The 22,823-nt window shown below is 44.0% G+C and carries 18 protein-coding genes; all 18 read left to right on the top strand.

The window, feature by feature from the left end; genetic code table 11:
* Positions 1 to 98 precede the first annotated feature (98 nt).
* Positions 99 to 1,241 carry a 1-deoxy-D-xylulose-5-phosphate reductoisomerase gene (gene dxr, locus J7I80_RS10120; protein ID WP_214738115.1) on the top strand — a complete coding sequence of 381 codons (1,143 nt, stop codon included), beginning with the start codon at positions 99 to 101 and terminating at the stop codon, positions 1,239 to 1,241.
* Between the two features lie 51 nt (positions 1,242 to 1,292).
* Entirely contained in the window at positions 1,293 to 2,555 is a 1,263-nt protein-coding gene (gene rseP / locus J7I80_RS10115; RefSeq protein WP_214738113.1) for an RIP metalloprotease RseP, read from the top strand.
* An 87-nt stretch (positions 2,556 to 2,642) separates the two neighbouring features.
* Positions 2,643 to 4,346, top strand: coding sequence for a proline--tRNA ligase (locus J7I80_RS10110; RefSeq protein WP_214738111.1), 1,704 nt, complete (start codon positions 2,643 to 2,645; stop codon positions 4,344 to 4,346).
* Positions 4,347 to 4,994: 648 nt separating this feature from the next.
* Positions 4,995 to 9,320, top strand: a complete 4,326-nt coding sequence (locus tag J7I80_RS10105) for a PolC-type DNA polymerase III (RefSeq protein WP_214738109.1) — start codon at positions 4,995 to 4,997, stop codon at positions 9,318 to 9,320.
* A 213-nt stretch (positions 9,321 to 9,533) separates the two neighbouring features.
* Positions 9,534 to 10,004 carry a ribosome maturation factor RimP gene (gene rimP, locus J7I80_RS10100; RefSeq protein WP_214738106.1) on the top strand — a complete coding sequence of 157 codons (471 nt, stop codon included), beginning with the start codon at positions 9,534 to 9,536 and terminating at the stop codon, positions 10,002 to 10,004.
* 204 nt (positions 10,005 to 10,208) lie between these two features.
* Positions 10,209 to 11,318 (top strand): transcription termination factor NusA, encoded by a 1,110-nt coding sequence (nusA, locus tag J7I80_RS10095; protein WP_192470370.1) that lies wholly within the window; start codon positions 10,209 to 10,211, stop codon positions 11,316 to 11,318.
* Between the two features lie 16 nt (positions 11,319 to 11,334).
* Positions 11,335 to 11,616 (top strand): RNase P modulator RnpM, encoded by a 282-nt coding sequence (rnpM, locus tag J7I80_RS10090; RefSeq protein ID WP_102265029.1) that lies wholly within the window; start codon positions 11,335 to 11,337, stop codon positions 11,614 to 11,616.
* On the top strand, positions 11,616 to 11,918 hold the full coding sequence (locus J7I80_RS10085) for a YlxQ family RNA-binding protein (protein WP_041967213.1): 303 nt from the start codon (positions 11,616 to 11,618) through the stop codon (positions 11,916 to 11,918). Before rnpM ends, J7I80_RS10085 begins: the two co-directional genes overlap by 1 nt.
* A 19-nt stretch (positions 11,919 to 11,937) precedes the next feature.
* Positions 11,938 to 14,217: a translation initiation factor IF-2 gene (gene infB, locus J7I80_RS10080; RefSeq protein WP_214738104.1), complete on the top strand. Its 2,280-nt coding sequence runs from the start codon at positions 11,938 to 11,940 to the stop codon at positions 14,215 to 14,217.
* On the top strand, positions 14,217 to 14,498 hold the full coding sequence (locus J7I80_RS10075; RefSeq protein WP_192470372.1) for a DUF503 domain-containing protein: 282 nt from the start codon (positions 14,217 to 14,219) through the stop codon (positions 14,496 to 14,498). Before infB ends, J7I80_RS10075 begins: the two co-directional genes overlap by 1 nt.
* 19 nt (positions 14,499 to 14,517) lie before the next feature.
* On the top strand, positions 14,518 to 14,898 hold the full coding sequence (gene rbfA, locus J7I80_RS10070) for a 30S ribosome-binding factor RbfA (protein ID WP_214738102.1): 381 nt from the start codon (positions 14,518 to 14,520) through the stop codon (positions 14,896 to 14,898).
* A gap of 128 nt (positions 14,899 to 15,026) precedes the next feature.
* On the top strand, positions 15,027 to 15,944 hold the full coding sequence (truB, locus tag J7I80_RS10065) for a tRNA pseudouridine(55) synthase TruB (RefSeq protein WP_214738100.1): 918 nt from the start codon (positions 15,027 to 15,029) through the stop codon (positions 15,942 to 15,944).
* Between the two features lie 97 nt (positions 15,945 to 16,041).
* Positions 16,042 to 16,995 (top strand): bifunctional riboflavin kinase/FAD synthetase, encoded by a 954-nt coding sequence (ribF, locus tag J7I80_RS10060; protein ID WP_214738098.1) that lies wholly within the window; start codon positions 16,042 to 16,044, stop codon positions 16,993 to 16,995.
* A gap of 122 nt (positions 16,996 to 17,117) precedes the next feature.
* Positions 17,118 to 17,387, top strand: coding sequence for a 30S ribosomal protein S15 (gene rpsO, locus J7I80_RS10055; RefSeq protein ID WP_023614845.1), 270 nt, complete (start codon positions 17,118 to 17,120; stop codon positions 17,385 to 17,387).
* Between the two features lie 352 nt (positions 17,388 to 17,739).
* Complete coding sequence (locus J7I80_RS10050; protein WP_214738096.1) at positions 17,740 to 17,937, top strand: hypothetical protein; 198 nt, start codon at positions 17,740 to 17,742, stop codon at positions 17,935 to 17,937.
* Positions 17,938 to 18,017: 80 nt separating this feature from the next.
* A complete protein-coding gene (gene pnp / locus J7I80_RS10045) occupies positions 18,018 to 20,135 on the top strand; it encodes a polyribonucleotide nucleotidyltransferase (protein ID WP_214738094.1) in 2,118 nt (705 codons plus the stop codon).
* Between the two features lie 247 nt (positions 20,136 to 20,382).
* Positions 20,383 to 21,348 carry a polysaccharide deacetylase family protein gene (locus J7I80_RS10040; RefSeq protein WP_214738092.1) on the top strand — a complete coding sequence of 322 codons (966 nt, stop codon included), beginning with the start codon at positions 20,383 to 20,385 and terminating at the stop codon, positions 21,346 to 21,348.
* A gap of 84 nt (positions 21,349 to 21,432) precedes the next feature.
* Positions 21,433 to 22,665 carry a M16 family metallopeptidase gene (locus J7I80_RS10035; protein ID WP_192470378.1) on the top strand — a complete coding sequence of 411 codons (1,233 nt, stop codon included), beginning with the start codon at positions 21,433 to 21,435 and terminating at the stop codon, positions 22,663 to 22,665.
* The last annotated feature ends 158 nt before the right edge of the window (positions 22,666 to 22,823 follow it).

The following is a 22,823-nucleotide window of genomic DNA, read 5'->3' as shown; positions in this document are numbered from 1 at the left end:
TGTCTTGATTGCAACGCAAAAAAAGAGAAGAAATTAATGAATTCGATAATACCGGGTGTGTGTACCGTTTCCCGTTGGAGATATTAGGAGTGAAATTTGTGAAAAGAATCAGCTTGTTGGGAGCAACAGGATCAATTGGAATCCAGACGCTCGATGTAATCAGGGAGCATCCCGAAGAGTTCAAGCTAGTATCGATGTCTGCTGGAAGAAACATAGAGCTTACCAGGAAAATCATAACTGAATTTCTGCCAGAACTTGTTTCTGTTCAGAAGAAAGACGATGCTGAACGGTTAAAATCAGACTTCCCGCAGGTGAGGATTATATTTGGACAAGAAGGCCTAGTGGAAGCTGCTGTTTTTCATAAGGCGGATATACTTGTCAATGCTGTACTCGGAAGTGTTGGTTTAGGGCCTACATTGGAGGCGATCAGAGCAGGCAAGACGATTGCGATCGCGAATAAGGAAACGCTTGTGACTGCTGGCCATATCGTGATGGATGAGGCAAAGCGGCATAACGTATCCATCCTCCCTGTAGACAGTGAGCATTCTGCCATTTTTCAGGCATTACAAGGTGAAAGGGAAAAGAATATTGAGAGACTGATCCTCACAGCATCGGGAGGCAGCTTCAGAGACCGGAAGAGGGAAGAGCTGCAAGGTGTAACAAAAGCAGATGCCTTGAACCATCCAAACTGGTCGATGGGTGCAAAAATCACAATTGATTCCGCCACGATGATGAATAAGGGGCTGGAAGTCATTGAAGCTCATTGGCTTTTCTCTCTTCCGTATGACGATATTTCGGTACTCCTCCATCGGGAGAGCATCATCCATTCGATGGTAGAGTTCCATGACACAAGTATTATGGCACAGCTCGGAACACCTGATATGAAAGTGCCCATTCAATACGCCCTTACATATCCAGACAGGCTGCCATTGGTAACAGGGAAAAGGTTGAACCTTGCGGAAATTGGAAAGCTCCACTTTTCGGAAATGGACTTTGACCGGTTCCGCTGCCTGAAGTTTGCTTATGACGCCGGACGGGCGGGAGGCACTTTGCCTGCAGTCATGAATGCTGCGAATGAAGCAGCGGTAGCTGCCTTTTTGGACGACAGAATCACATTCCTTCAAATTGAGGACTTGATAGAGAGAGCAATGGAAAACCATAACATCATAGAAAAACCGGATCTTGAATCAATTCAAGAGGTTGACAAAGAGACTAGAAGGTATGTAAAGTCACTACTATAAAATTTAGTCTCAATAGTGGATTCTTATCCTATTAAAAGGTGGTTAGAAAATTTGAATACAGTTATTGCCTTTATCGTCATTTTTGGCGCCCTGGTGTTCTTCCATGAACTTGGGCACTTGATTTTCGCCAAACGTGCAGGTATCCTCTGCCGTGAGTTTGCAATTGGATTCGGTCCTAAGGTCTTTTCTTTTAAAAAAAATGAAACGACTTATACGATCCGCCTTCTTCCCATCGGAGGGTTTGTCAGGATGGCTGGCGAAGATCCGGAAATGATTGAGATCAAGCCAGGGCATAGAGTAGGTTTACTTTTTAACAAGAGTGAAGAAGTTCAAAAAATCATTCTAAATAATAAGGAAAAGTATCCTGACGCAAGAATTATCGAAGTGGAAAAAGCCGATATCGAACGCGAGCTTTTCATTAAAGGTTATGAAGAAGGGGAGGATGACAGCCAGCTGACATCTTTCCCAATAAGCAAAACAGCCGTTCTTGTCGAGAATGGAGTGGAAACTCAAATTGCTCCATATGACAGGCAGTTCGGTTCAAAAACGCTTGGACAGAGAACAATGGCAATCTTCGCTGGACCTATGATGAATTTTATCCTGGCGATGGTTATTTTCATCATCCTTGCCATTTTTCAGGGAATCCCGTCAAATGAACCTGTTTTAGGCAAGCTGACCCCTGATGGAAGTGCTCTTAAGGCAGGACTGCAGGAAGGGGACGTCGTTAACAGTATTGAGGGATCTGAAGTTTCAAGCTGGCAGGATGTTGTTGAAATTATCCGCAAGAATCCGGGGAATGAACTGGATTTCTCGATCGTTCGTGAAGGACAGAATATCGAGCTGCCTGTAACACCTGAAGTGAAGGATGTAGAGGGCGAAAAAATCGGATTGATTGGCGTCTACAGCCCGGTAGAAAAATCGCCATTGAAATCGATATCCTATGGTGTGAAAGAAACATACTTCTGGACAAAAGAGATCTTTTCCATGCTTGGAAAACTGCTGACTGGGCAATTCTCGATTGACGCTTTATCGGGACCTGTGGGCATTTATGTCTCAACTGATACCGTTGCAAAGTCCGGAATCTTCTACCTAATGAAATGGGCGGCAATCCTAAGCATCAACCTGGGAATCATGAACCTTCTCCCATTCCCGGCACTCGACGGGGGCAGGCTGACCTTCTTTGCTGTTGAAGCGCTGAGAGGAAAACCAATCGACAAGCAAAAAGAGGGTATGGTCCACTTCATCGGCTTTGCATTGTTGATGCTGTTGATGCTGGTTGTCACTTGGAACGATATTCAAAGATTCTTCCTGTAAAATTAATACATTTCACTTCCTGCCCGGGGCACACCGGGCAGAAACATTTTTCAAAAACTTGAACTAATCCTAATGAGGTGTAAATCAATGAAGCAAAGTATGTCGCTTATTCCTACTTTAAGAGAAGTACCATCAGATGCAGAAGTCAAAAGTCATCAGTTATTGCTCAGGGCTGGATTCATCCGCCAAAACGCGAGCGGTGTTTATACATATATGCCTCTAGGACGCAAGGTCCTTCAAAAAGTCGAGGCAATCATCAGAGAAGAAATGAATAATGCTGGTGCAGCTGAATTATTCATGCCAGCTCTGCAGCAGGCTGAACTATGGCAGGAATCAGGCCGCTGGTATTCCTATGGTCCAGAACTTATGAGGCTTAGAGACCGGCATGACCGCGAGTTCGCTCTTGGCGCGACACATGAAGAGGTCATCACAAGCATTGTCCGTGACGAAGTAAAATCTTATAAACGCCTTCCACTGACACTTTACCAGATCCAGACAAAATTCCGTGACGAAAAGCGTCCAAGATTCGGCCTTCTGCGCGGCCGTGAATTCATCATGAAGGATGCGTATTCCTTCCATGCTACACAAGAGAGCCTTGATGAGGTTTATGAGCGTATTTTCCAGGCTTATTCGAATGTATTCAGACGCTGCGGCTTGAACTTCCGCGCTGTTATTGCTGATTCAGGAGCAATGGGAGGAAAGGATACACATGAATTCATGGTCCTTTCTGATATCGGGGAAGATACAATTGCCTATTCCGATACATCTGAATATGCGGCTAATATCGAAATGGCGCCAGTAACTGCTGTTTATGAGAAGAGCAGTGAACCTGCCAGGGAATTAGAAAAAGTGCACACTGAAAACAAGAAGACAATTGATGAAGTCTCTTCCTTCCTTAACGTTGAAGCAAAAGATTGCATCAAGTCTTTGCTGTTCAAAGTGGACGATCGCTATGTGCTTGTCTTAGTCCGTGGTGACCATGATGTGAACGATATTAAATTGAAAAATTACTTTGAGGCTTCCGTTGTTGAACTGGCCGATACAGCGACAACTAAGGAGGTACTTGGATGCTCAGTCGGCTCTCTTGGACCGGTCGGAGTAGATAGTGTTGAGGTAATCGCCGACAATGCTGTGCAGGCAATCGTTAATGGTGTTTGCGGAGCAAATGAGGAAGATTATCATTTTACAAATGTTAATCCTGAACGTGACTTCAAGGTTGCAGCATTTACTGACCTGCGCTTCATTAAAGAAGGCGATCCTTCACCAGATGGTCAGGGAACAATCGTCTTCGCAAAAGGCATTGAAGTCGGACATGTATTCAAGCTTGGCACAAGATACAGTGAAGCAATGAATGCTGAGATCCTTGACGAGAATGGAAGAACAAAGCCAATGATCATGGGATGCTACGGTATTGGCGTTTCCCGTACAATGGCGGCAGTCGCTGAACAATTCAATGATGAAAACGGCCTCGTTTGGCCAACCACTATTTCACCATTCGATGTCCATCTCATTGCAGTGAACATGAAGGACAGCGCCCAGGCAGAATTGGCTGAAGAGTTATACTCCAACCTGAAGGCAGCAGGTATGGAGGTACTCCTTGACGATCGCCAGGAAAGGCCTGGAGTGAAATTCGCAGACTCGGATTTAATTGGTTTGCCTGTAAGAGTCACAGTCGGCAAAAAAGCCGGCGAAGGCATCGTCGAAGTGAAAATCCGTAAAAACGGTGAAATGCAGGAAGTACAAAAAGACGACTTGGCAGGTGTCTTGAAAAATATTTTGCAAGAACTATAAACCGGTTGCGGATCCATTCTAGGGTCCGCTCTTTTTATTTGGGTGCGGTTTTTTAACAAGGTAACTTTTTAGAGGAAAATGATTTTCCATAAATAGGGATACGGCACGATTATTTTCGTTTTTGGATTAATTAATGCTGTTATTCGGGAGATTAACGCAGACGTTCAGGCAAATGTGGAGTTGTTTTCGGAAATTATCAACCTGGATTGAGAGAATAATTTTTCCAGTTCGTGTATTCCCCATGATCATAACCAATTTTTCTGCAAAACGTACCCTTATGCAGCTATACCTCTTCCTATAAGGGTACCATTAGGGTCTAAACGCACCATTATGCAGAGATATCTTTTCCTATAAGGGGAGAATTAATGTCTAAACACACACCGTTAAGCGACATCTTCACTTCCCTTAACGGTACACATCAGAACAAAATTTATGTTGGTACAAGCTGAGTTGTCTGCACTCTGGATAAAAAATATTTTTATTGAAGCATTGAAATGGTAATATCAAACACAGGTAACGATACAAGCATTTTATGTTATAATAACCTTTGCTATTAAACACGAAATACATGCAACCAGAGTTGTTTTCAAACGGGCAATTCCGTCCGATAGATAGAATTTAAGCTTTTCAGATGGGAGAGAAATAACCATGGGTGATCTTTCTTCGGGAAAAAAAGAAAGGTTTCAGCTCCTGCTGCAGCAGCTGCAGCTAACAGAAGATGCAATTGTCACTCATTTTCAAAACGCTGAAATTGACAGGGTAGTGATTGAGAAACAAGCAAGGAAATGGCATTTCTTTTTCCAGTTTGAAAGAATCATTCCTTGTCAGCTGTATAACACTTTCATTGGCAAGCTGGAGCAGACTTTCTCACATATTGCGAAAATATCATACTCGGTAAAAGTGCTTGAACAGGCAATCAGTGACAAGGAAATCCTGGATTATTGGAAGTCATGCATTAAAGAAATAGATGGCATCGCTCCTCCGTTGTTAAAGCTCCTGAATGAGCAAGTCCCGCAAATCCAGGGAACAAAACTCATTTTAACAGCCAGGAATGAAGCTGAAGGACTTGCACTTAAGCGTAAATATGGGGGCATTATAGCCGAGATTTACCAGAGTTTTGGTTTCCCTTTACTGACGATTGATACGGTTGTAAGTGAAGAAAGTTCTTCAGACGAATATGAAAAATTTATGAAGGCTAAAGAGAAGGAAGACCAGGAACGCGGTCTATTGGCGATGATCGAGATGCAGAAGAAAGAAGCTGAACAAGCTAAGGGAGATGGCGCGCCGCAGGAAGGCCCGGTTACCATTGGACTTACGATCAAGGATGATGCTGACTTCCGCAAGCTTGAAGACATCGTTGATGAAGAGCGCCGCGTAGCCGTCGAAGGCTATGTATTCTTTGCCGAAACGAAAGAGCTTCGAAGCGGCAGGACGCTTTTGACATTTAAAATTACAGACTATACAAGCTCCATCATGGTAAAAATGTTCTCTCGCGATAAGGAAGACGCCGCGATTTACCAGCGTATTTCAAAAGGGATGTGGCTAAAGGTCAGAGGAAGCATCCAGAACGACACCTTTGTCCGCGACCTTGTCATGATTGGTAATGACGTAAATGAAATCAAACCTAAAGGAAGAATTGATTCTGCGCCAGAAGGCGAAAAAAGAGTCGAACTTCACCTTCATACACCAATGAGCCAGATGGACGCGGTGTCACCTGTAAGCGCACTGGTTGCCCAGGCAGCGAAATGGGGGCACAAAGCCGTGGCCATCACGGACCATGCAGTTGCGCAATCCTATCCGGAAGCTTTCGGGGCCGGCAAGAAAAATGATATTAAGATTCTTTACGGTGTGGAAATAAACCTCGTTGATGATGGGGTGCCAATCGCCTATAATGACTCACACAGATTGCTGGCGGACGATACGTATGTCGTTTTTGACGTGGAAACAACAGGTCTGTCAGCGGTATACGATACAATCATTGAACTTGCGGCTGTCAAAATCCGCGGTGGTGAAATTATCGACCGGTTCGAGTCATTCGCGAATCCGCACCACCGTTTATCGGCAACGACCATCAACCTGACTGGCATTACCGATGATATGGTCCGCAATGCGCCAGAAGTCAGTGAAGTCCTGCAAAAGTTTCATGAATGGACAGGCGACAGTGTCCTGGTTGCCCACAATGCTTCTTTCGATATGGGTTTCCTGAATGTCGGCTATAAAAAGATCGGCATTGGCAAAGCGCCGAATCCGGTTATCGATACATTGGAGCTTGGCCGCTTCCTGTATCCTGATATGAAAAATCATAGATTGAATACACTGGCGAAGAAATTCGATATCGAATTGACCCAGCACCACCGTGCGATCTATGATGCCGAAGCAACAGGGTACCTGTTGTTGAAAATGCTTAAGGATGCAGCGGAAAAGGGACTGGAATACCATGACCAGCTCAATGACAATATGGGCCAGGGGAAAGCCTACCAGAGAGCGCGTCCATATCATGCTACCCTTCTGGCTAAAAACGAAGCCGGCATGAAAAATATCTTCAAGCTTGTTTCTATTTCTCATATTGATTACTTTTACAGAGTGCCGAGGATACCACGATCCGTCCTGAATAAGCATCGTGAAGGGATCCTGATTGGTTCCGGATGCGACAAGGGCGAGGTTTTTGAAGGCATGATGCAAAAAGGACCGGAAGAGGTCGAAGAATCAGCTCAGTTTTATGATTACCTGGAAGTTCATCCTAAGGCTGTTTATGCCCACCTGCTGGAGCTGGAATTAGTGCGTGACCAGAAGGCACTTGAAGATATCATCAACAATATCGTCAAGCTCGGTGAGAAATTAAATTTGCCAGTAGTTGCGACTGGGAATGTCCATTACTTAAATGAAAATGACAAGATCTATCGTAAAATCCTGATCAATTCCCAGGGTGGAGCTAACCCGCTTAACCGCCATCAGCTTCCTGACGTTCATTTCAGGACAACGAATGAGATGCTGGATGCTTTTAAGTTTTTAGGAGAGGCAAAGGCGAAAGAGATTGTTGTGGAAAACACGAACAAGATCGCTGACATGATTGATGTCATCAAGCCAATAAAAGATGACCTTTACACGCCGAAAATCGAAGGCGCTGATGAAGAAATGCGAAGCATGAGCTACGGTATGGCCCGCAGCATCTACGGAGATGACCTTCCTGAAATCGTTGAAGCTCGTCTTGAAAAAGAATTGAAGAGTATCATTGACAACGGATTTGCCGTTATCTATTTGATTTCTCATAAACTTGTTAAAAAGTCGCTTGATGATGGCTATCTGGTAGGTTCACGTGGTTCGGTCGGATCCTCTTTTGTAGCGACGATGACGGAGATCACCGAGGTTAATCCACTTCCGCCGCACTATGTATGTCCAAAGTGCAAAAAATCAGAGTTCTTCAATGATGGATCAGTCGGTTCAGGTTTTGACCTTCCCGACAAGGACTGCCCGGATTGCGGAATTAAATATAAAAAAGACGGACATGACATACCGTTTGAAACCTTCCTTGGTTTCAAAGGGGACAAGGTACCCGATATCGACTTGAACTTCTCGGGTGAATACCAGCCGCGTGCCCACAATTACACAAAAGTGCTGTTTGGTGAGGATTATGTTTATCGCGCGGGAACAATCGGTACTGTTGCGGATAAGACGGCCTATGGTTATGTAAAAGGATACCAGGGCGACAATAACTTGCAGCTGCGCGGTGCGGAAATCGACCGTCTTGCATCTGGCTGTACCGGTGTAAAACGGACAACTGGCCAGCACCCGGGCGGCATCATCGTAGTTCCCGATTACATGGATATTTTTGATTTTTCGCCAATCCAATTCCCTGCAGACAGCAGCACGTCCGAATGGAAAACAACTCACTTTGATTTCCATTCGATTCACGATAATTTGTTGAAGCTGGATATTCTGGGGCATGATGACCCGACAGTGATCAGGATGCTTCAGGATTTAAGCGGAATTGACCCTAAGACAATTCCAACCGATGACCCAGAAGTCATGAAGATTTTCAGCGGAACAGAATCCCTGGGTGTGACTGAGCAACAAATAATGTCCAAGACCGGTTCACTTGGTATTCCGGAATTCGGTACTCGCTTTGTTCGCCAGATGCTTGAGGACACGAAGCCGACGACATTCTCTGAACTTGTACAGATTTCCGGCCTTTCCCACGGTACGGATGTATGGCTAGGCAATGCCCAGGAATTGATCCATAACAATATCTGTAACCTTAGCGAAGTAATCGGCTGCCGTGATGATATCATGGTCTACCTGATCTACCAGGGGCTGGAGCCGGCATTTGCGTTTAAGATCATGGAATCGGTTCGTAAGGGTAAAGGCCTGACGGATGAAATGGAAGAAGAAATGCGCAAGAATAAAGTGCCTGAATGGTACATCGATTCTTGCAAAAAGATCAAGTACATGTTTCCGAAAGCCCACGCCGCTGCATACGTTTTGATGGCCGTGAGGATTGCATATTTCAAAGTCCACCACCCGCTCATGTATTATGCAGCATACTTCACAGTCAGGGCAGATGACTTCGATGTCGACGCAATGGTCCGAGGATCTGAGAGCATCCGGGCGGTGATTGAAGAAATTAACGCCAAGGGGCTTGACGCTTCGACAAAAGAGAAGAACCTGATGACTGTAATGGAACTCGCACTTGAAATGAATGAGCGAGGCTTTGGATTTTCAAAAGTAGATCTGTACAAATCCAGTGCGTCTGAGTTCATCATTGAAGGCGATAAGCTGATACCGCCATTCAATGCGATACCTGGGCTCGGTACGAACGCGGCGATTAATATCGTCAAAGCACGTGAAGAAGGAGAATTCCTGTCCAAGGAAGACCTGCAGCAGCGAGGAAAAATCTCCAAGACGATTCTGGAGTACCTCGACAACCATGGCTGCCTGGAGGGCATGCCTGATCAGAACCAATTGTCGTTATTCTAATTGTTTTCGCGACAGGCTTCTGGAAAGGCAAGCTATAACTGCCGTTTGTTTGCAATAAATATCTGGTTATGTTATATTTTTATTGGAAATACTAAGGATATCTCTGGCAGATGAGAGTGGGGCAACCCGCTCTTTCTTGTTTGTTAGGCACTTTTACGGGGATAAAAACCAAATAGTGATTAAGTAATGAGGTTGTGTCAAAGGAGGGATTTTATGAGCAAGGTTACCGAAGTTGTGGAAGAGCTAGTAACTCCCATCTTAAATGAAAACGAACTAGAATTGGTAGACATCGAATATGTCAAAGAAGGAAAGAACTGGTTCCTGCGCGTATACATTGATAAGGACAACGGAATTGATATCGAAGAATGCGGCATCGTCAGTGAGCGCCTTAGCGAAAAGCTCGATGCCATTGATCCAATCCCGCATAACTACTTTTTGGAAGTCTCCTCACCGGGTGCAGAACGTCCGCTGAAAAAGGAAAAGGATTATCAGAAAGCAATCGGCAAGAATGTCTTCATTAAAACCTATGAACCAATTGATGGGGAAAAGGCTTTTGAAGGAGTATTGACTGACTACAATGGCGAAACCATCACTGTTGAAGTGAAGATCAAAACTCGCAAAAAGACAGTCGTCATCCCATTCGATAAGATTGCCAGCGCAAGACTCGCTGTCACTTTTTCATAATCTGTCCAGAAATTATCTTCAGTTAATTAATTAAAGGATCGTTTCGAATCTTTTGTTTTTAGGCAAAAGTTCATAATGCTTAAACGTTTGTCTCCTATACAGGATGTTGAAAACGTTTTTTGAGGTGTGAACTGGCGGGCAAAGGGCGGAGTTTCGAAAAGAGCCTTACTAAGCAGGGTAGTAAAAAAGGGGGATTTATATCTCATGAGCAGCGAATTGTTGGATGCTCTTACGATTCTTGAAAAAGAAAAAGGAATTTCCAGGGACATTTTAATTGATGCGATCGAGGCAGCGCTTATTTCTGCATACCGCCGCAACTTTAACCAGGCACAAAACGTGCGTATTGATTTGAACCTTGGCAATGGTTCAATGCGTGTTTTTGCAAGGAAGGAAGTTGTCGATGAAGTATTCGATCCACGTCTGGAGATTTCATTGGAAGATGCACAAAAAATCAATCCCAATTACGTGGTTGAAGATGTCGTTGAACTGGAAGTAACACCTAAGGATTTCGGAAGGATTGCTGCGCAGACTGCCAAGCAGGTAGTTACCCAGCGTGTCCGTGAAGCTGAAAGAGGAATCATCTATTCTGAGTTCATCGATCGTGAAGAAGATATCATGACAGGTATTGTCCAGCGCCAGGATCCTAAGTTCATCTATGTAAGCCTGGGGAAAATCGAGGCGATCCTGCCAGCGAATGAACAGATGCCGAACGAACACTATAAGCCTCACGACCGCATCAAAGTATTTATCACCAAGGTTGAAAAAACCACTAAAGGTCCACAAATCTTCGTTTCCAGAACCCATCCGGGACTGTTAAAGAGACTATTCGAGATTGAAGTTCCTGAAATCTATGATGGAACAGTTGAAATTAAGTCAGTTGCGCGTGAAGCAGGCGACCGTTCAAAGATTTCTGTTCACTCAGACAATCAAGAAGTGGATCCGGTTGGTTCATGTGTCGGTCCTCGTGGAACTCGTGTCCAGGCTGTCGTCAATGAGCTTAAGGGTGAGAAAATCGATATTGTAAAATGGTCTGAAGACCCAGTCGTATTTGTGGCCAATGCACTGAGCCCATCAAAGGTTCTTGATGTCATTGTAAACGAAGAAGAAAAAGCGACAACCGTCATTGTTCCTGATTATCAGTTATCACTTGCAATCGGAAAGCGCGGGCAAAATGCACGTCTTGCTGCTAAATTGACTGGTTGGAAGATTGACATCAAAGCAGAAACAGAGGCAAGGGAGTCCGGGATTTATCCTCGTGACAATGAACCGCTGTTGACTGCTGATAACGACTTTGAAGATGAAGACATCGATTGATGAGAGGTGAATGATCGTGAACAGCCGCAAAAAGGTTCCTATGCGAAAATGTGTCGCAACCGGTGAAATGAGACCGAAAAAAGAACTAGTTCGCATCGTTCGCTCAAAGGAAGGAGAAGTATCCATTGATCTGACTGGCAAGAAATCAGGCCGTGGTGCTTATCTTTCTAAAGATAAAGAAGCAGTGCAATTAGCAAAGAAACGGAATATATTGTCCAAACAGCTTGAAACTCAAGTGGACGATGCAATATACGATGAGCTGAATGATCTCATCGAAAAGGAGAGCAGACTATCCTGATGAACTCAAATCAATGGATGTCATTGCTTGGCTTAGCCAATCGAGCACGGAAAATTATTTCAGGGGAAGAGCTTTCCGTCAAAGAAATCAGAAGCGGGAAGGCGAAGCTCATTTTGCTTTCTGCGGATGCATCCGCGAATACTACAAAAAAGATTACCGACAAGTGCAAATCCTATAATGTGCCATACAAAGTGGTCCCGGACCGGTATCAGCTCGGCCAGGCGATCGGCAAGGAAGCACGTGTTGTAGTAGCCCTGTTGGACGAGGGTTTTGCAAAAAAACTGTTGACGTTGCTCGATTAATTCTAGCGGGGGTGAAGATATGAGTAAAACACGCGTTTATGAATATGCAAAGAAGCATAATTTATCGAGTAAAGACGTGATTATAAAATTAAAAGAAATGAACATTGAGGTTTCTAACCACATGACTGCCATGGAAGATGAAACCGTGAAGAAGCTTGACGCTGTCTATAATAAAAAAGAAGATAAGCCGCAGCAGCAGAGCCAGCAAAAGGCTTCACAGGGCCAGAAACAAGTCCAGAACCGTAACCAAGGCCAAAAGCCAAACCAGGGACAGAATCGCAATCAATCCCAAAATCAGCAAAAAAACAACCAGGCGCAGCCAAAAGCTCAGCTTAAGACAACTGCCAGCGCTTTTTCAGACGACGAGCGTCGTGCAACAACTCCTGAGAAGGTGAAAACTTCAGCAGCTGCTAAAAAGCCTGGGAACTCCCAGCCTTTCAACAAAAACAATAAGAACAAACAAAATAAGAATAGAAACCAGCAAAACCAGAATAAGGGCAGACAGAATCAGCAGCAGGCTCCACAACAGCCTAAGAAGGTTAAAGAGCTTCCTTCAAAGATTACTTTCAGTGAATCTTTGACAGTAGCTGAATTAGCCAAGAAGCTTAACCGTGAGCCGTCTGAGATCATCAAGAAGCTCTTTATGCTTGGTGTCATGGCTACCATCAACCAGGACCTTGATAAGGATGCAATTGAACTGATTGCAACTGATTATGGGGTTGAGGTTGAAGAAGAAATCAAGATTGATACAACTGACCTTGAAGTTTACTTCACAGAAGATGATGATGCATCTATGGTTGAAAGACCATCAGTTGTAACGATTATGGGTCACGTTGACCATGGTAAAACAACCTTGCTTGATTCAATCCGCAACACGAAAGTGACTGCAGGAGAAGCAGGCGGCATCACTCAGCACATTGGTGCATACCAGGTTGAAGAAAACGGCAAAAAAATCACATTCCTTGATACACCTGGTCACGCAGCGTTCACAACAATGCGTGCTCGTGGCGCAAAGATTACCGATATCACAATCCTTGTTGTAGCTGCTGATGACGGTGTTAAGCCACAGACTGTAGAAGCATTGAACCATGCAAAAGCTGCCAATGTACCTATCATCGTAGCTGTTAATAAAATGGACAAACCGACTGCAAACCCTGATCGTGTTATGCAGGAGCTAACTGAATACGGACTTGTTCCAGAGGCGTGGGGCGGCGAAACAGTCTTTGTTCCGATTTCTGCCTTAACAGGAGAAGGGCTCGATAACCTGCTGGAAATGATCTTGCTTGTCGGTGAAGTTGAAGAATATAAAGCAAATCCTAATCGAAATGCTATCGGTACTGTAATCGAAGCGCAGCTTGATAAAGGCCGCGGATCTGTTGCTACTTTGCTTGTCCAAAACGGTACACTGAAGATTGGTGATCCAATAGTAGTGGGCAATACCTTTGGACGTGTTCGTGCAATGGTAAATGATGTAGGACGCCGTGTTAAAGAAGCAGGCCCTTCAGCCCCTGTAGAAATCACAGGTTTGAACGATGTTCCGCAAGCAGGCGATCGTTTTGTAGTATTCGATGATGAAAAGACTGCCCGCCAGGTTGGAGAGATCCGTTCACAGCAGGCTGTTCAGGCGCAGAGAAGCGAAAAAGCGCGCGTCAGCCTTGATACTTTGTTTGAACATATGAAACAAGGGGAAATGAAAGACCTAAATCTAATTATTAAAGCCGACGTCCAAGGTTCAGTTGAAGCACTTGCAGCAGCATTGCAAAAACTGGATGTGGAAGGTGTAAATGTAAGAATCATTCACACTGGTGTTGGTGCGATCAATGAGTCTGACATCACACTTGCTGCAGCTTCTAACGGTATCGTCATCGGTTTCAACGTACGTCCGGACAATAATGCTAAGCGCGCTGCAGAGTCAGAGAGCGTAGATATCCGACTTCACCGCATTATTTACAAAGTGATTGAAGAAATCGAATCAGCGATGAAGGGTATGCTTGATCCGGTTTATGCCGAAAAGATCATCGGCCAGGCTGAAGTCCGCCAAACTTTCAAGGTATCGAAAATCGGAACGATTGCCGGATCATATGTTACTGATGGTAAAATCACCCGTGACAGCGGCGTTCGTTTGATCCGTGACGGAGTCGTCATCTTTGAAGGAGAAGTCGATGCACTGAAACGCTTTAAGGATGATGCTAAGGAAGTAGCGCAGGGATATGAATGCGGTATTACCATTAAAAACTTCAAAGACGTCAAGGAAGGCGACGTTATTGAAGCATATATCATGGAAGAAGTGGAACGTTAATGGTAGTAGGCTTAGCAGCCTGTGAATGCATCATCTATGATGCTCATTCTCTTAAGGAAAAGAGGGCTGTCCTCCAGCGGATCATCACAAGGCTGAAGCAAAAGTTCAATGTATCAGTATCTGAAGTGGACCATCACGATGTTTGGCAGCGGACAACAATTGCGGTTGCAGCCGTATCAGCATCGAAGGTGTCAACCGAAAGAGAGCTGCAGAATGCCTTGAAAATGATTGACTCTTTTCCAGAGATCGAACGTACCATCACCGAAATAGAATGGCTTTGATAGAACGAGGTGATTGAAAATGGGTCATAGAGTAAATCGTGTTGGCGAACAAATGAAGAAAGAAATAGGCGATATCATCAGCCGTAAAATCAAGGATCCGCGAGTAGGTTTCGTAACAGTAACGGATGTCGAGGTTACAGGGGATCTTCAGCAGGCAAAAGTGTATATTTCTGTTTTAGGCGACGAACAACAGAGGGAAGACACTCTTAAAGGATTAGCGAAGGCCAAGGGCTTCATCAGGACAGAAATCGGTCAGCGAATCCGCCTAAGAAAGACTCCTGAACTGATCTTTGAATTTGATGAAACGATGGCTTATGGTAATCGTATCAATTCGCTAATCCATGAGCTGCATAGGGATGAGCAGCCTGGAGATGAAGAGCAAGAAAAGGACAATGATTAAACGGATGGACATAATTGTCTGAACCTTTGATCTTGATATGAAAAATGGATAGACACTTTTGTCTATCCATTTTTTTCGATAAGCGCCGTATAAAAGAATAATACATAAAAGAATCGAGGTAAAAGAAAATGGAAGGGATTCTGCCTCTATTTAAACCAGCGGGAATGACTTCGCATGATTGTGTGTTTAAACTCAGGAAACTGTTAAGAACAAAGAAGGTCGGGCATACAGGTACACTCGATCCTGATGTAACTGGTGTATTGCCAATTTGCGTTGGCAAGGCGACAAAAATTGCCGAATACATTACAGATGCAGGAAAGGCATATGAGGGGGAAGTCACGCTTGGATTCACGACCACTACAGAAGATGCTTCAGGTGAGAAGGTTGATGAAAAACAAGTGGACAGGGTCATAGCAAGAGAAGAGATCCTACAGGTCCTGCAGTCGCTGGAGGGTGAAATTGAACAGACACCACCAATGTATTCTGCTGTAAAAGTAAATGGAAAAAAATTATACGAATACGCGAGACAAGGGATTGAAGTTGAAAGGCCAACCAGGAAGGTCACTATTTATGGCATAGAGCTACTTGATGGCAGAGATTCATTTGAAGGTGAGACGGTTAGCTTTAAATTCCGGGTATCATGTAGCAAGGGGACGTACATTAGGACATTGGCAGTGACGATTGGGAAAAAATTAGGCTTTCCTGCACATATGTCTTCCCTTGTGAGAATTCAATCCGCTGACTTCACTATTGATGACTGCTATACGTTCGAACAGCTCGAGGAATTGGCTGAAGAAGGCAATCTGGCAGCTTCCCTGCACCCATTGGAGGCTGGTATTTCTTATTTGCCGAAATATCGCATTAATGATAAAGTAGCAGAGAAAGTGAAAAATGGAGCATTGCTCCCTATCCCGGTGGAATATGCGGGGAATAGCGGTCCCATTATAGTAGAAACAGAAGACGGAAAAGCGCTCGCCATTTACAGGGCACATCCAACAAAAATAGGGATGATGAAACCTGATAAAGTTTTGAGAAATGATCAATAGATCATCACTGTATAATTTGTTTGTTTTACAAATTAGCGATGTGAACTCTAAAGTCTTGATTAAGAGAGCAGCTGGGTCAGAAAAGGTGAGTAATATCGTGGAAATGATTATGCTAAACCATCCTCATGAATATAACAAAGCAGATTTTCCTCCAATGGCCATGGCACTGGGCTATTTTGACGGAGTTCATCTAGGCCACCAGCAGGTCATCGAGGAAGCAAAAAAAGAGGCAGAAGCAAAAGGGTTGAAAAGTGCGGTCATGACATTTGACCCCCATCCCTCTGTCGTTCTTGGCAAAAGTGTTCAGCACATGGAATATATCACCCCATTAAATGATAAAGCTCGAACGATCGAAGCAATGGGAGTGGACTACCTATTTGTTGTTCATTTCACAACCGAATTTTCGAGTCTCTTGCCCCAGGAATTTATCGATCAATACATCATTGGTTTGAATGTGCACCATGTCGTTGCAGGATTCGACTATTCATACGGAAAAATGGGAAAAGGAAATATGGAGACGATCCAGTTCCATTCAAGAGGCAAGTTCGATTTCACTGTGGTATCCAAGCTGTCTACCAGTGAAGAAGAAAAGGTCAGCTCTACATTGATTCGGACGTTTTTACGTGACGGCAAGGTAGAAAAGATGCCAGGCTTGCTAGGGAGATTTTATACCACTGCGGGTACAGTTGTCCATGGAGATCGCCGAGGGCGTACAATCGGTTTCCCGACAGCGAATGTAAGCATTGATGAGCAGTACATTCTCCCTCCTACTGGAGTATACGCTGTTAAGATTCAGGTTGAGGGAGCATGCCATGAAGGTGTTTGCAATGTTGGTTATAAACCAACCTTCCACAAGGAGAAAAAGGACAAACCTACTGTCGAAGTCCACATCTTCAACTTTAATAAAGAGATTTACGGCGAATCCGCAACCATAGAGTGGCATCTGCGCCTCAGAAGTGAACGGAAATTCGAGGGAATCCAGGAGCTTATTGCCCAAATCGAAAAAGATAAGCAAGAAGCCGTTCTATACTTTGAAAAAAACAAGGGTTAGACTTGCTTTTTGTCGTAAAAAGATGTATTCTTATTAACGTATCAAAAAAGAACCTTTGCTTGGCAAGTCGAGTCACCGACGCTTGCTCGGTAACAGGGGATTATTAAATGGAGGTGAAACGGATGGCAATCACAAAAGAACGTAAAAACGAACTTATCAACGAATTCAAGACTCACGAAAGTGATACTGGATCTCCAGAAGTTCAAATCGCTGTCCTTACTGCAGAAATCAACACATTGAACGATCACTTGCGCGTTCACAAGAAGGACCACCATTCACGTCGCGGTCTTTTGAAAATGGTAGGTAAGCGTCGTAATCTTTTGACTTACCTTCGTAACAAGGACGTTGCTCGCTACCGCGAGTTAATCAACAAGCTTGGTCTACGTAGATAGTCTGTAAAAGCGGGATTTTTCCCGCTTTTTTATTAGGCAAATTTTTTGCAGGTACATAACGATTGATTGATATGAAGCGCTCCTTTTTGGAGCATAATATAACATAAAAGACATTTTAACATGGCACACCCATTTGCTCTGTTGGGACAAACTTTGTAAAACATGCTGGTGGGGCAGTTCATGGGTTTTATCATTCATTATAAAGGTATATTTGTTATATAAGACATGCGTTTGTGCTGTTTTAAATAAAAAGCTCAAGCGCCTTGGTCAGCCCTGACAAGCGCTGCCCGACAAAAACGCCACGTCCTGTGGCTGTCGGGTCTGCACGTCCTGTGCCTCAGAGGGCCGAGCAGTGAAGTCGTTCTTTGACTTCATTGGGCGGTCCGAAATCGAAAGGTATAGCCGACTGTCCAGAAACGCAGAAACTGGAGACTCCGACAAAGAAGCGCTTTTTGCTTCTGCCGGCGAAGTTGAAGTTTCGGAGTTTCTAGGAGGCGAAACTGGACAAGCGTCTCGAAGGGCTAGGCGCTGGAGCTGGACACTGATCTAAGTGTGAAAGTCTATACTTGGAAATTACAAATGCCCGGGCAGAGCCAGGGTGTACTTAGTGGTAGAGAGGGGCTAAAAAGCATGGAACAAGAAAAACAAAGTTTTTCCTTCGACTGGGCTGGACGCAAGCTTACAGTTGAAATTGGACAGCTTGCAAAGCAAGCAAGTGGTGCAGTCCTTGTCCGTTACGGAGATACGGCTGTATTAAGTACAGCAACTGCGTCAAAAGAACCGAAGAATTTAGATTTCTTCCCTTTGACAGTCAATTATGAAGAAAGACTATATGCTGTCGGAAAAATTCCAGGCGGCTTCATTAAGCGTGAAGGACGTCCAAGTGAAAAGGCGATTCTTGCGAGCCGATTAATTGACCGTCCGATCCGTCCATTATTCCCGGATGGGTTCCGCAACGATGTTCAGGTAATCAGCATTGTCATGAGTGTTGACCAGGACTGTTCGTCAGAAATGGCCGCTATGTTTGGATCTTCTTTAGCACTTTCCGTTTCCGATATCCCATTTGGAGGACCAATCGCTGGTGTCACTGTGGGAAGAATTGAAGGGAAGTTTGTAATCAATCCTTCTGTAGAAGAAACAGAAAAGAGTGATATGCATCTGGTTGTAGCAGGTACAATGGATGCAATCAACATGGTTGAAGCAGGTGCGGAAGAGGTTCCTGAAGAGGTCATGCTTGAAGCAATCATGTTTGGACATGATGAAATCAAGCGTTTGATTGCCTTCCAACAGGAAATCGTTGCGCAGGTTGGTAAAGAAAAAAGAGAAATTAAACTTTTTGAATTAGATAAAGAACTTGAAGCTGAAGTTCGCGGAATTTGTGAGCAGGATATGATTACGGCTATCCAGGTACAGGAAAAGCATGCTCGTGAAGATGCGATCAAAGAAGTGAAAAATGTCGTCATCGCCCGCTATGAAGAGCAGGAAGCGGATGAAGACAAGCTTAAGCAAGTGAAACAAATCCTTGATAAGATTGTCAAAGGTGAGGTTCGCCGCTTGATTACGGAAGAAAAAGTACGTCCAGACGGCCGTGGAGTCGATGAAATCCGACCGCTTTCTTCTGAGGTAGGCTTGCTTCCTAGAACACATGGTTCTGGATTGTTCACAAGGGGACAAACCCAGGCACTAAGCATCTGTACACTTGGCGCAATGGGCGATGTTCAGATTCTTGACGGTCTTGGAATCGAAGAAGAAAAACGATTCATGCACCATTATAATTTCCCATTATTCTCTGTTGGTGAAACAGGTCCGATTCGTGGGCCGGGACGACGTGAAATCGGTCACGGTGCACTTGGTGAAAGAGCCCTTGAACCTGTGATTCCGAATGAGAAAGACTTCCCATACACTGTCCGACTTGTATCCGAAGTGCTTGAATCAAATGGTTCTACTTCACAGGCAAGTATTTGTGCTAGTACATTAGCACTTATGGATGCAGGTGTGCCAATTAAAGCACCGGTTGCCGGTATTGCAATGGGACTGATCAAATCAGGAGAACACTATTCAATTCTTTCTGATATCCAGGGTATGGAAGACCACCTTGGCGACATGGACTTCAAAGTAGCTGGAACTGCAAAAGGTGTTACAGCCCTGCAGATGGATATCAAGATCGAAGGATTATCCCGTGAGATTCTTGAAGAAGCTTTACAACAGGCGAAAAAAGGCCGTATGCATATTCTTGATTCCATGCTGGCGACAATAAAAGAACCACGTGAACAGCTTTCAAAATATGCACCAAAAATCATCACGATGTGGATCAAACCTGATAAAATCCGTGACGTCATTGGGCCAAGCGGAAAACAAATCAATAAAATCATTGAAGAAACTGGCGTAAAAATCGATATCGAACAAGATGGTACGGTATTTATTGGTTCAGTAGATGAAGATATGATCCAAAGAGCAAAGAAAATTATCGAAGACATTGTCCGTGAAGTCGAAGTTGGAGAAATGTACCTTGGAAAAGTCCGCCGCATTGAAAAATTTGGTGCGTTCGTTGAAATCTTCCCTGGTAAAGATGGCTTGGTCCATATCTCCGAGCTTGCTGAAGAGCGAGTAGGTAAGGTAGAAGATGTCCTGAAGCTGGGAGATGAACTCCTGGTCAAGGTAACTGAAATCGACAAGCAAGGCAGAGTCAACCTTTCACGTAAGGCAGTATTGAAAGAACAACGTGAAAAAGCTGAAAAACAATCATAATCATTAAAGGCCGGGTGCAATCCCGGCCTTTTTATTTTTTCACTGTGCCTCCATCCTAACATCCCAAAACTCTGCTCCATCAGCTGCAGGTTTCACAAATGACAGAGCCAAGATCCTCTCTTTTCTTGTTCTTTCACTGTTGTCTTTCGTTCTACCTTGTCCTTCTGTTTCATAAAGTAAAATAAGGCCCTTTTTGTATATCAAGCAATATTTTCGAGTGGCTTTAACAGAAGAGGAGGCAAATTAAATGCGAAAGTTTGTATTAATTTCTGTTTTATTGATTGCTGCGTGGATCATGGTGAATAATCCATTCTCCCATACATATGTTTCAGGACTTAAAACCGGGCCACTTGAAGTGGCTGGCAATAAGAATTCCTTAATGTCAGAAATTGAATTGAAAGCAAAAGAATATGAAATTGAACCATCTGATGCCAGGAAAGACCCTGTTTGGAAGGTAGTTCCCGGCTACAATGGGCTTAAAGTAGATATCAAAAAGTCTTTTAGCAAGATGGAGAAGGAAGGCGCATTCGATCCGGAAAAGCTAGTCTTCAAGCAGGTTCCACCTCAAGTACATTTAAATGATTTGCCGCCGACGGCCATCTATAAAGGACATCCTGAAAAGCCGATGGTAAGCTTTATTATTAATGTAGCATGGGGAAATGAGTACCTGACAGGGATGCTTGCGACTTTAAAGAAGCATAATGTGACGGCAAGTTTTTTTCTTGAGGGCAGATGGGTAAAGAATAACCCAGGCATGGCGAAAATGATTGCTGATGCAGGTCATGAGATAGGGAATCATTCATTTACACACCCCAACATGAAGCAGCTTTCTGCGGCTAAAATCAATGAAGAGATCCGCAAGACAAATGAGGTTATAGAAGCAGTGACCGGTGTAAAAAGTAAGTGGTTTGCTCCCCCAAGTGGGTACTACAAAGATGAAGTGGTTGAAATTGCTGCCGCTCATAAATTAGGGACGGTCATGTGGAGTGTAGATACGATTGATTGGCAGAAGCCCTCTCCAGATAAACTGATCAATAGGGTGATGGGGAAGGTTCATAATGGCGCAATGATTCTAATGCATCCAACAGAGTCGACGTCTGCCTCGCTCGATCAATTGATCACTCAAATAAAAGCCAAAGATTTACAAATTGGGACTGTTTCCAATTTATTAAGTGAAAACCGGATAGTAACGACAAAAAAAATGAAAGAATAGCATTGTATTTGGAAAAAGTAAGTTAAATGGACTATACTAAGTAAATGCAGTAGTTTTAGCAGCTGGTTCCAGAGGAGGAATATAATGATAAAGAAATATACATGCCAAAACGGTGTAAGAATTGTACTAGAACAAATCCCAACTGTCCGTTCGGTAGCAATCGGAGTATGGATCGGAACAGGCTCCCGTAATGAGAACCCAGAGAACAATGGGATTTCCCATTTTCTTGAGCATATGTTCTTTAAAGGCACCAAAACAAGGACCGCCAGAGAAATCGCAGAGTCCTTTGACAGCATTGGCGGCCAGGTGAATGCATTCACTTCCAAGGAATATACGTGCTATTACGCGAAGGTATTAGATAATCATGCCCCTTACGCGCTAGAGGTTTTAGCTGATATGTTCTTTAATTCTACTTTTGATTCTGAGGAATTGAATAAAGAGAAGAACGTTGTGAACGAAGAAATCAAGATGTACGAAGATACTCCTGATGATATCGTCCACGATTTGCTTAGCCAGGCAGTTTACGGCGACCATCCGCTTGCGTATCCTATCCTTGGAACGGAGGAAACGCTTCAAAGTTTTACAGGAGAAAAGCTGGAGCAGTATATGCATGATACTTACAGACCGGAAAATGTAGTCATATCCATTGCCGGTAATGTTCCAGAATCATTCATTAAAAATGCAGAAGATTTCTTTGGCTCCTATGAAGCAAGCAAGGAAAAGATGGATAATGCGAAACCCGAATTCCATGCAACACATGCTTCCCGGAAAAAAGAAACTGAACAAGCACACCTTTGCCTTGGTTTCGAAGGATTGCAGATTGGACACTCTGACGTCTATAGCCTGATCGTCTTGAACAATGTACTCGGGGGCAGCATGAGCAGCAGACTGTTCCAGGAAGTACGTGAACAGCGCGGCCTTGCTTACTCTGTATTTTCCTATCATTCCGCTTACCAGGATAGCGGTATGGTGACAATTTATGGCGGGACTGGCGCAAATCAACTGAACGTTCTATATGAAACAATTCAGGACACTCTTGCGAAGCTGCGAGCAGAAGGCATTACGGAAAAAGAACTCAACAACAGCAAAGAACAGCTTAAAGGCAGCCTGATGTTGAGCCTTGAAAGCACAAACAGCCGTATGAGCAGGAACGGAAAAAATGAACTTCTGCTTGGAAGACATCGCTCCCTTGATGAAATCGTCGAACAAATCGATCAGGTGACCAAGGATAGCGTTGATGGAATGGCCAATAAGATTTTCACAGACAAATATTCTGTTTCCTTGATCAGTCCAAATGGCGAACTGCCAAATTTATAATGTCTTCTCAGAAACAGCAGTTTCCTCGTGAAACTGCTGTTTTTATTTCAAGTACATAACGCCTCTCCAGTCACTGCCTCAAGAAATCCAAAAGACGAGCGGGTTCGTGACAGGTTTGGACTCTGCTGCTTGAAAGTTGTCAAGAAAACGAGGGAATC

The organism is Bacillus sp. ISL-41 (genome assembly GCF_018613235.1).
In the GTDB taxonomy this organism is placed as follows: Bacteria; Bacillota; Bacilli; order Bacillales; family Cytobacillaceae; genus Mesobacillus.
This window is presented reverse-complemented; position numbering and strand designations above follow the sequence as displayed.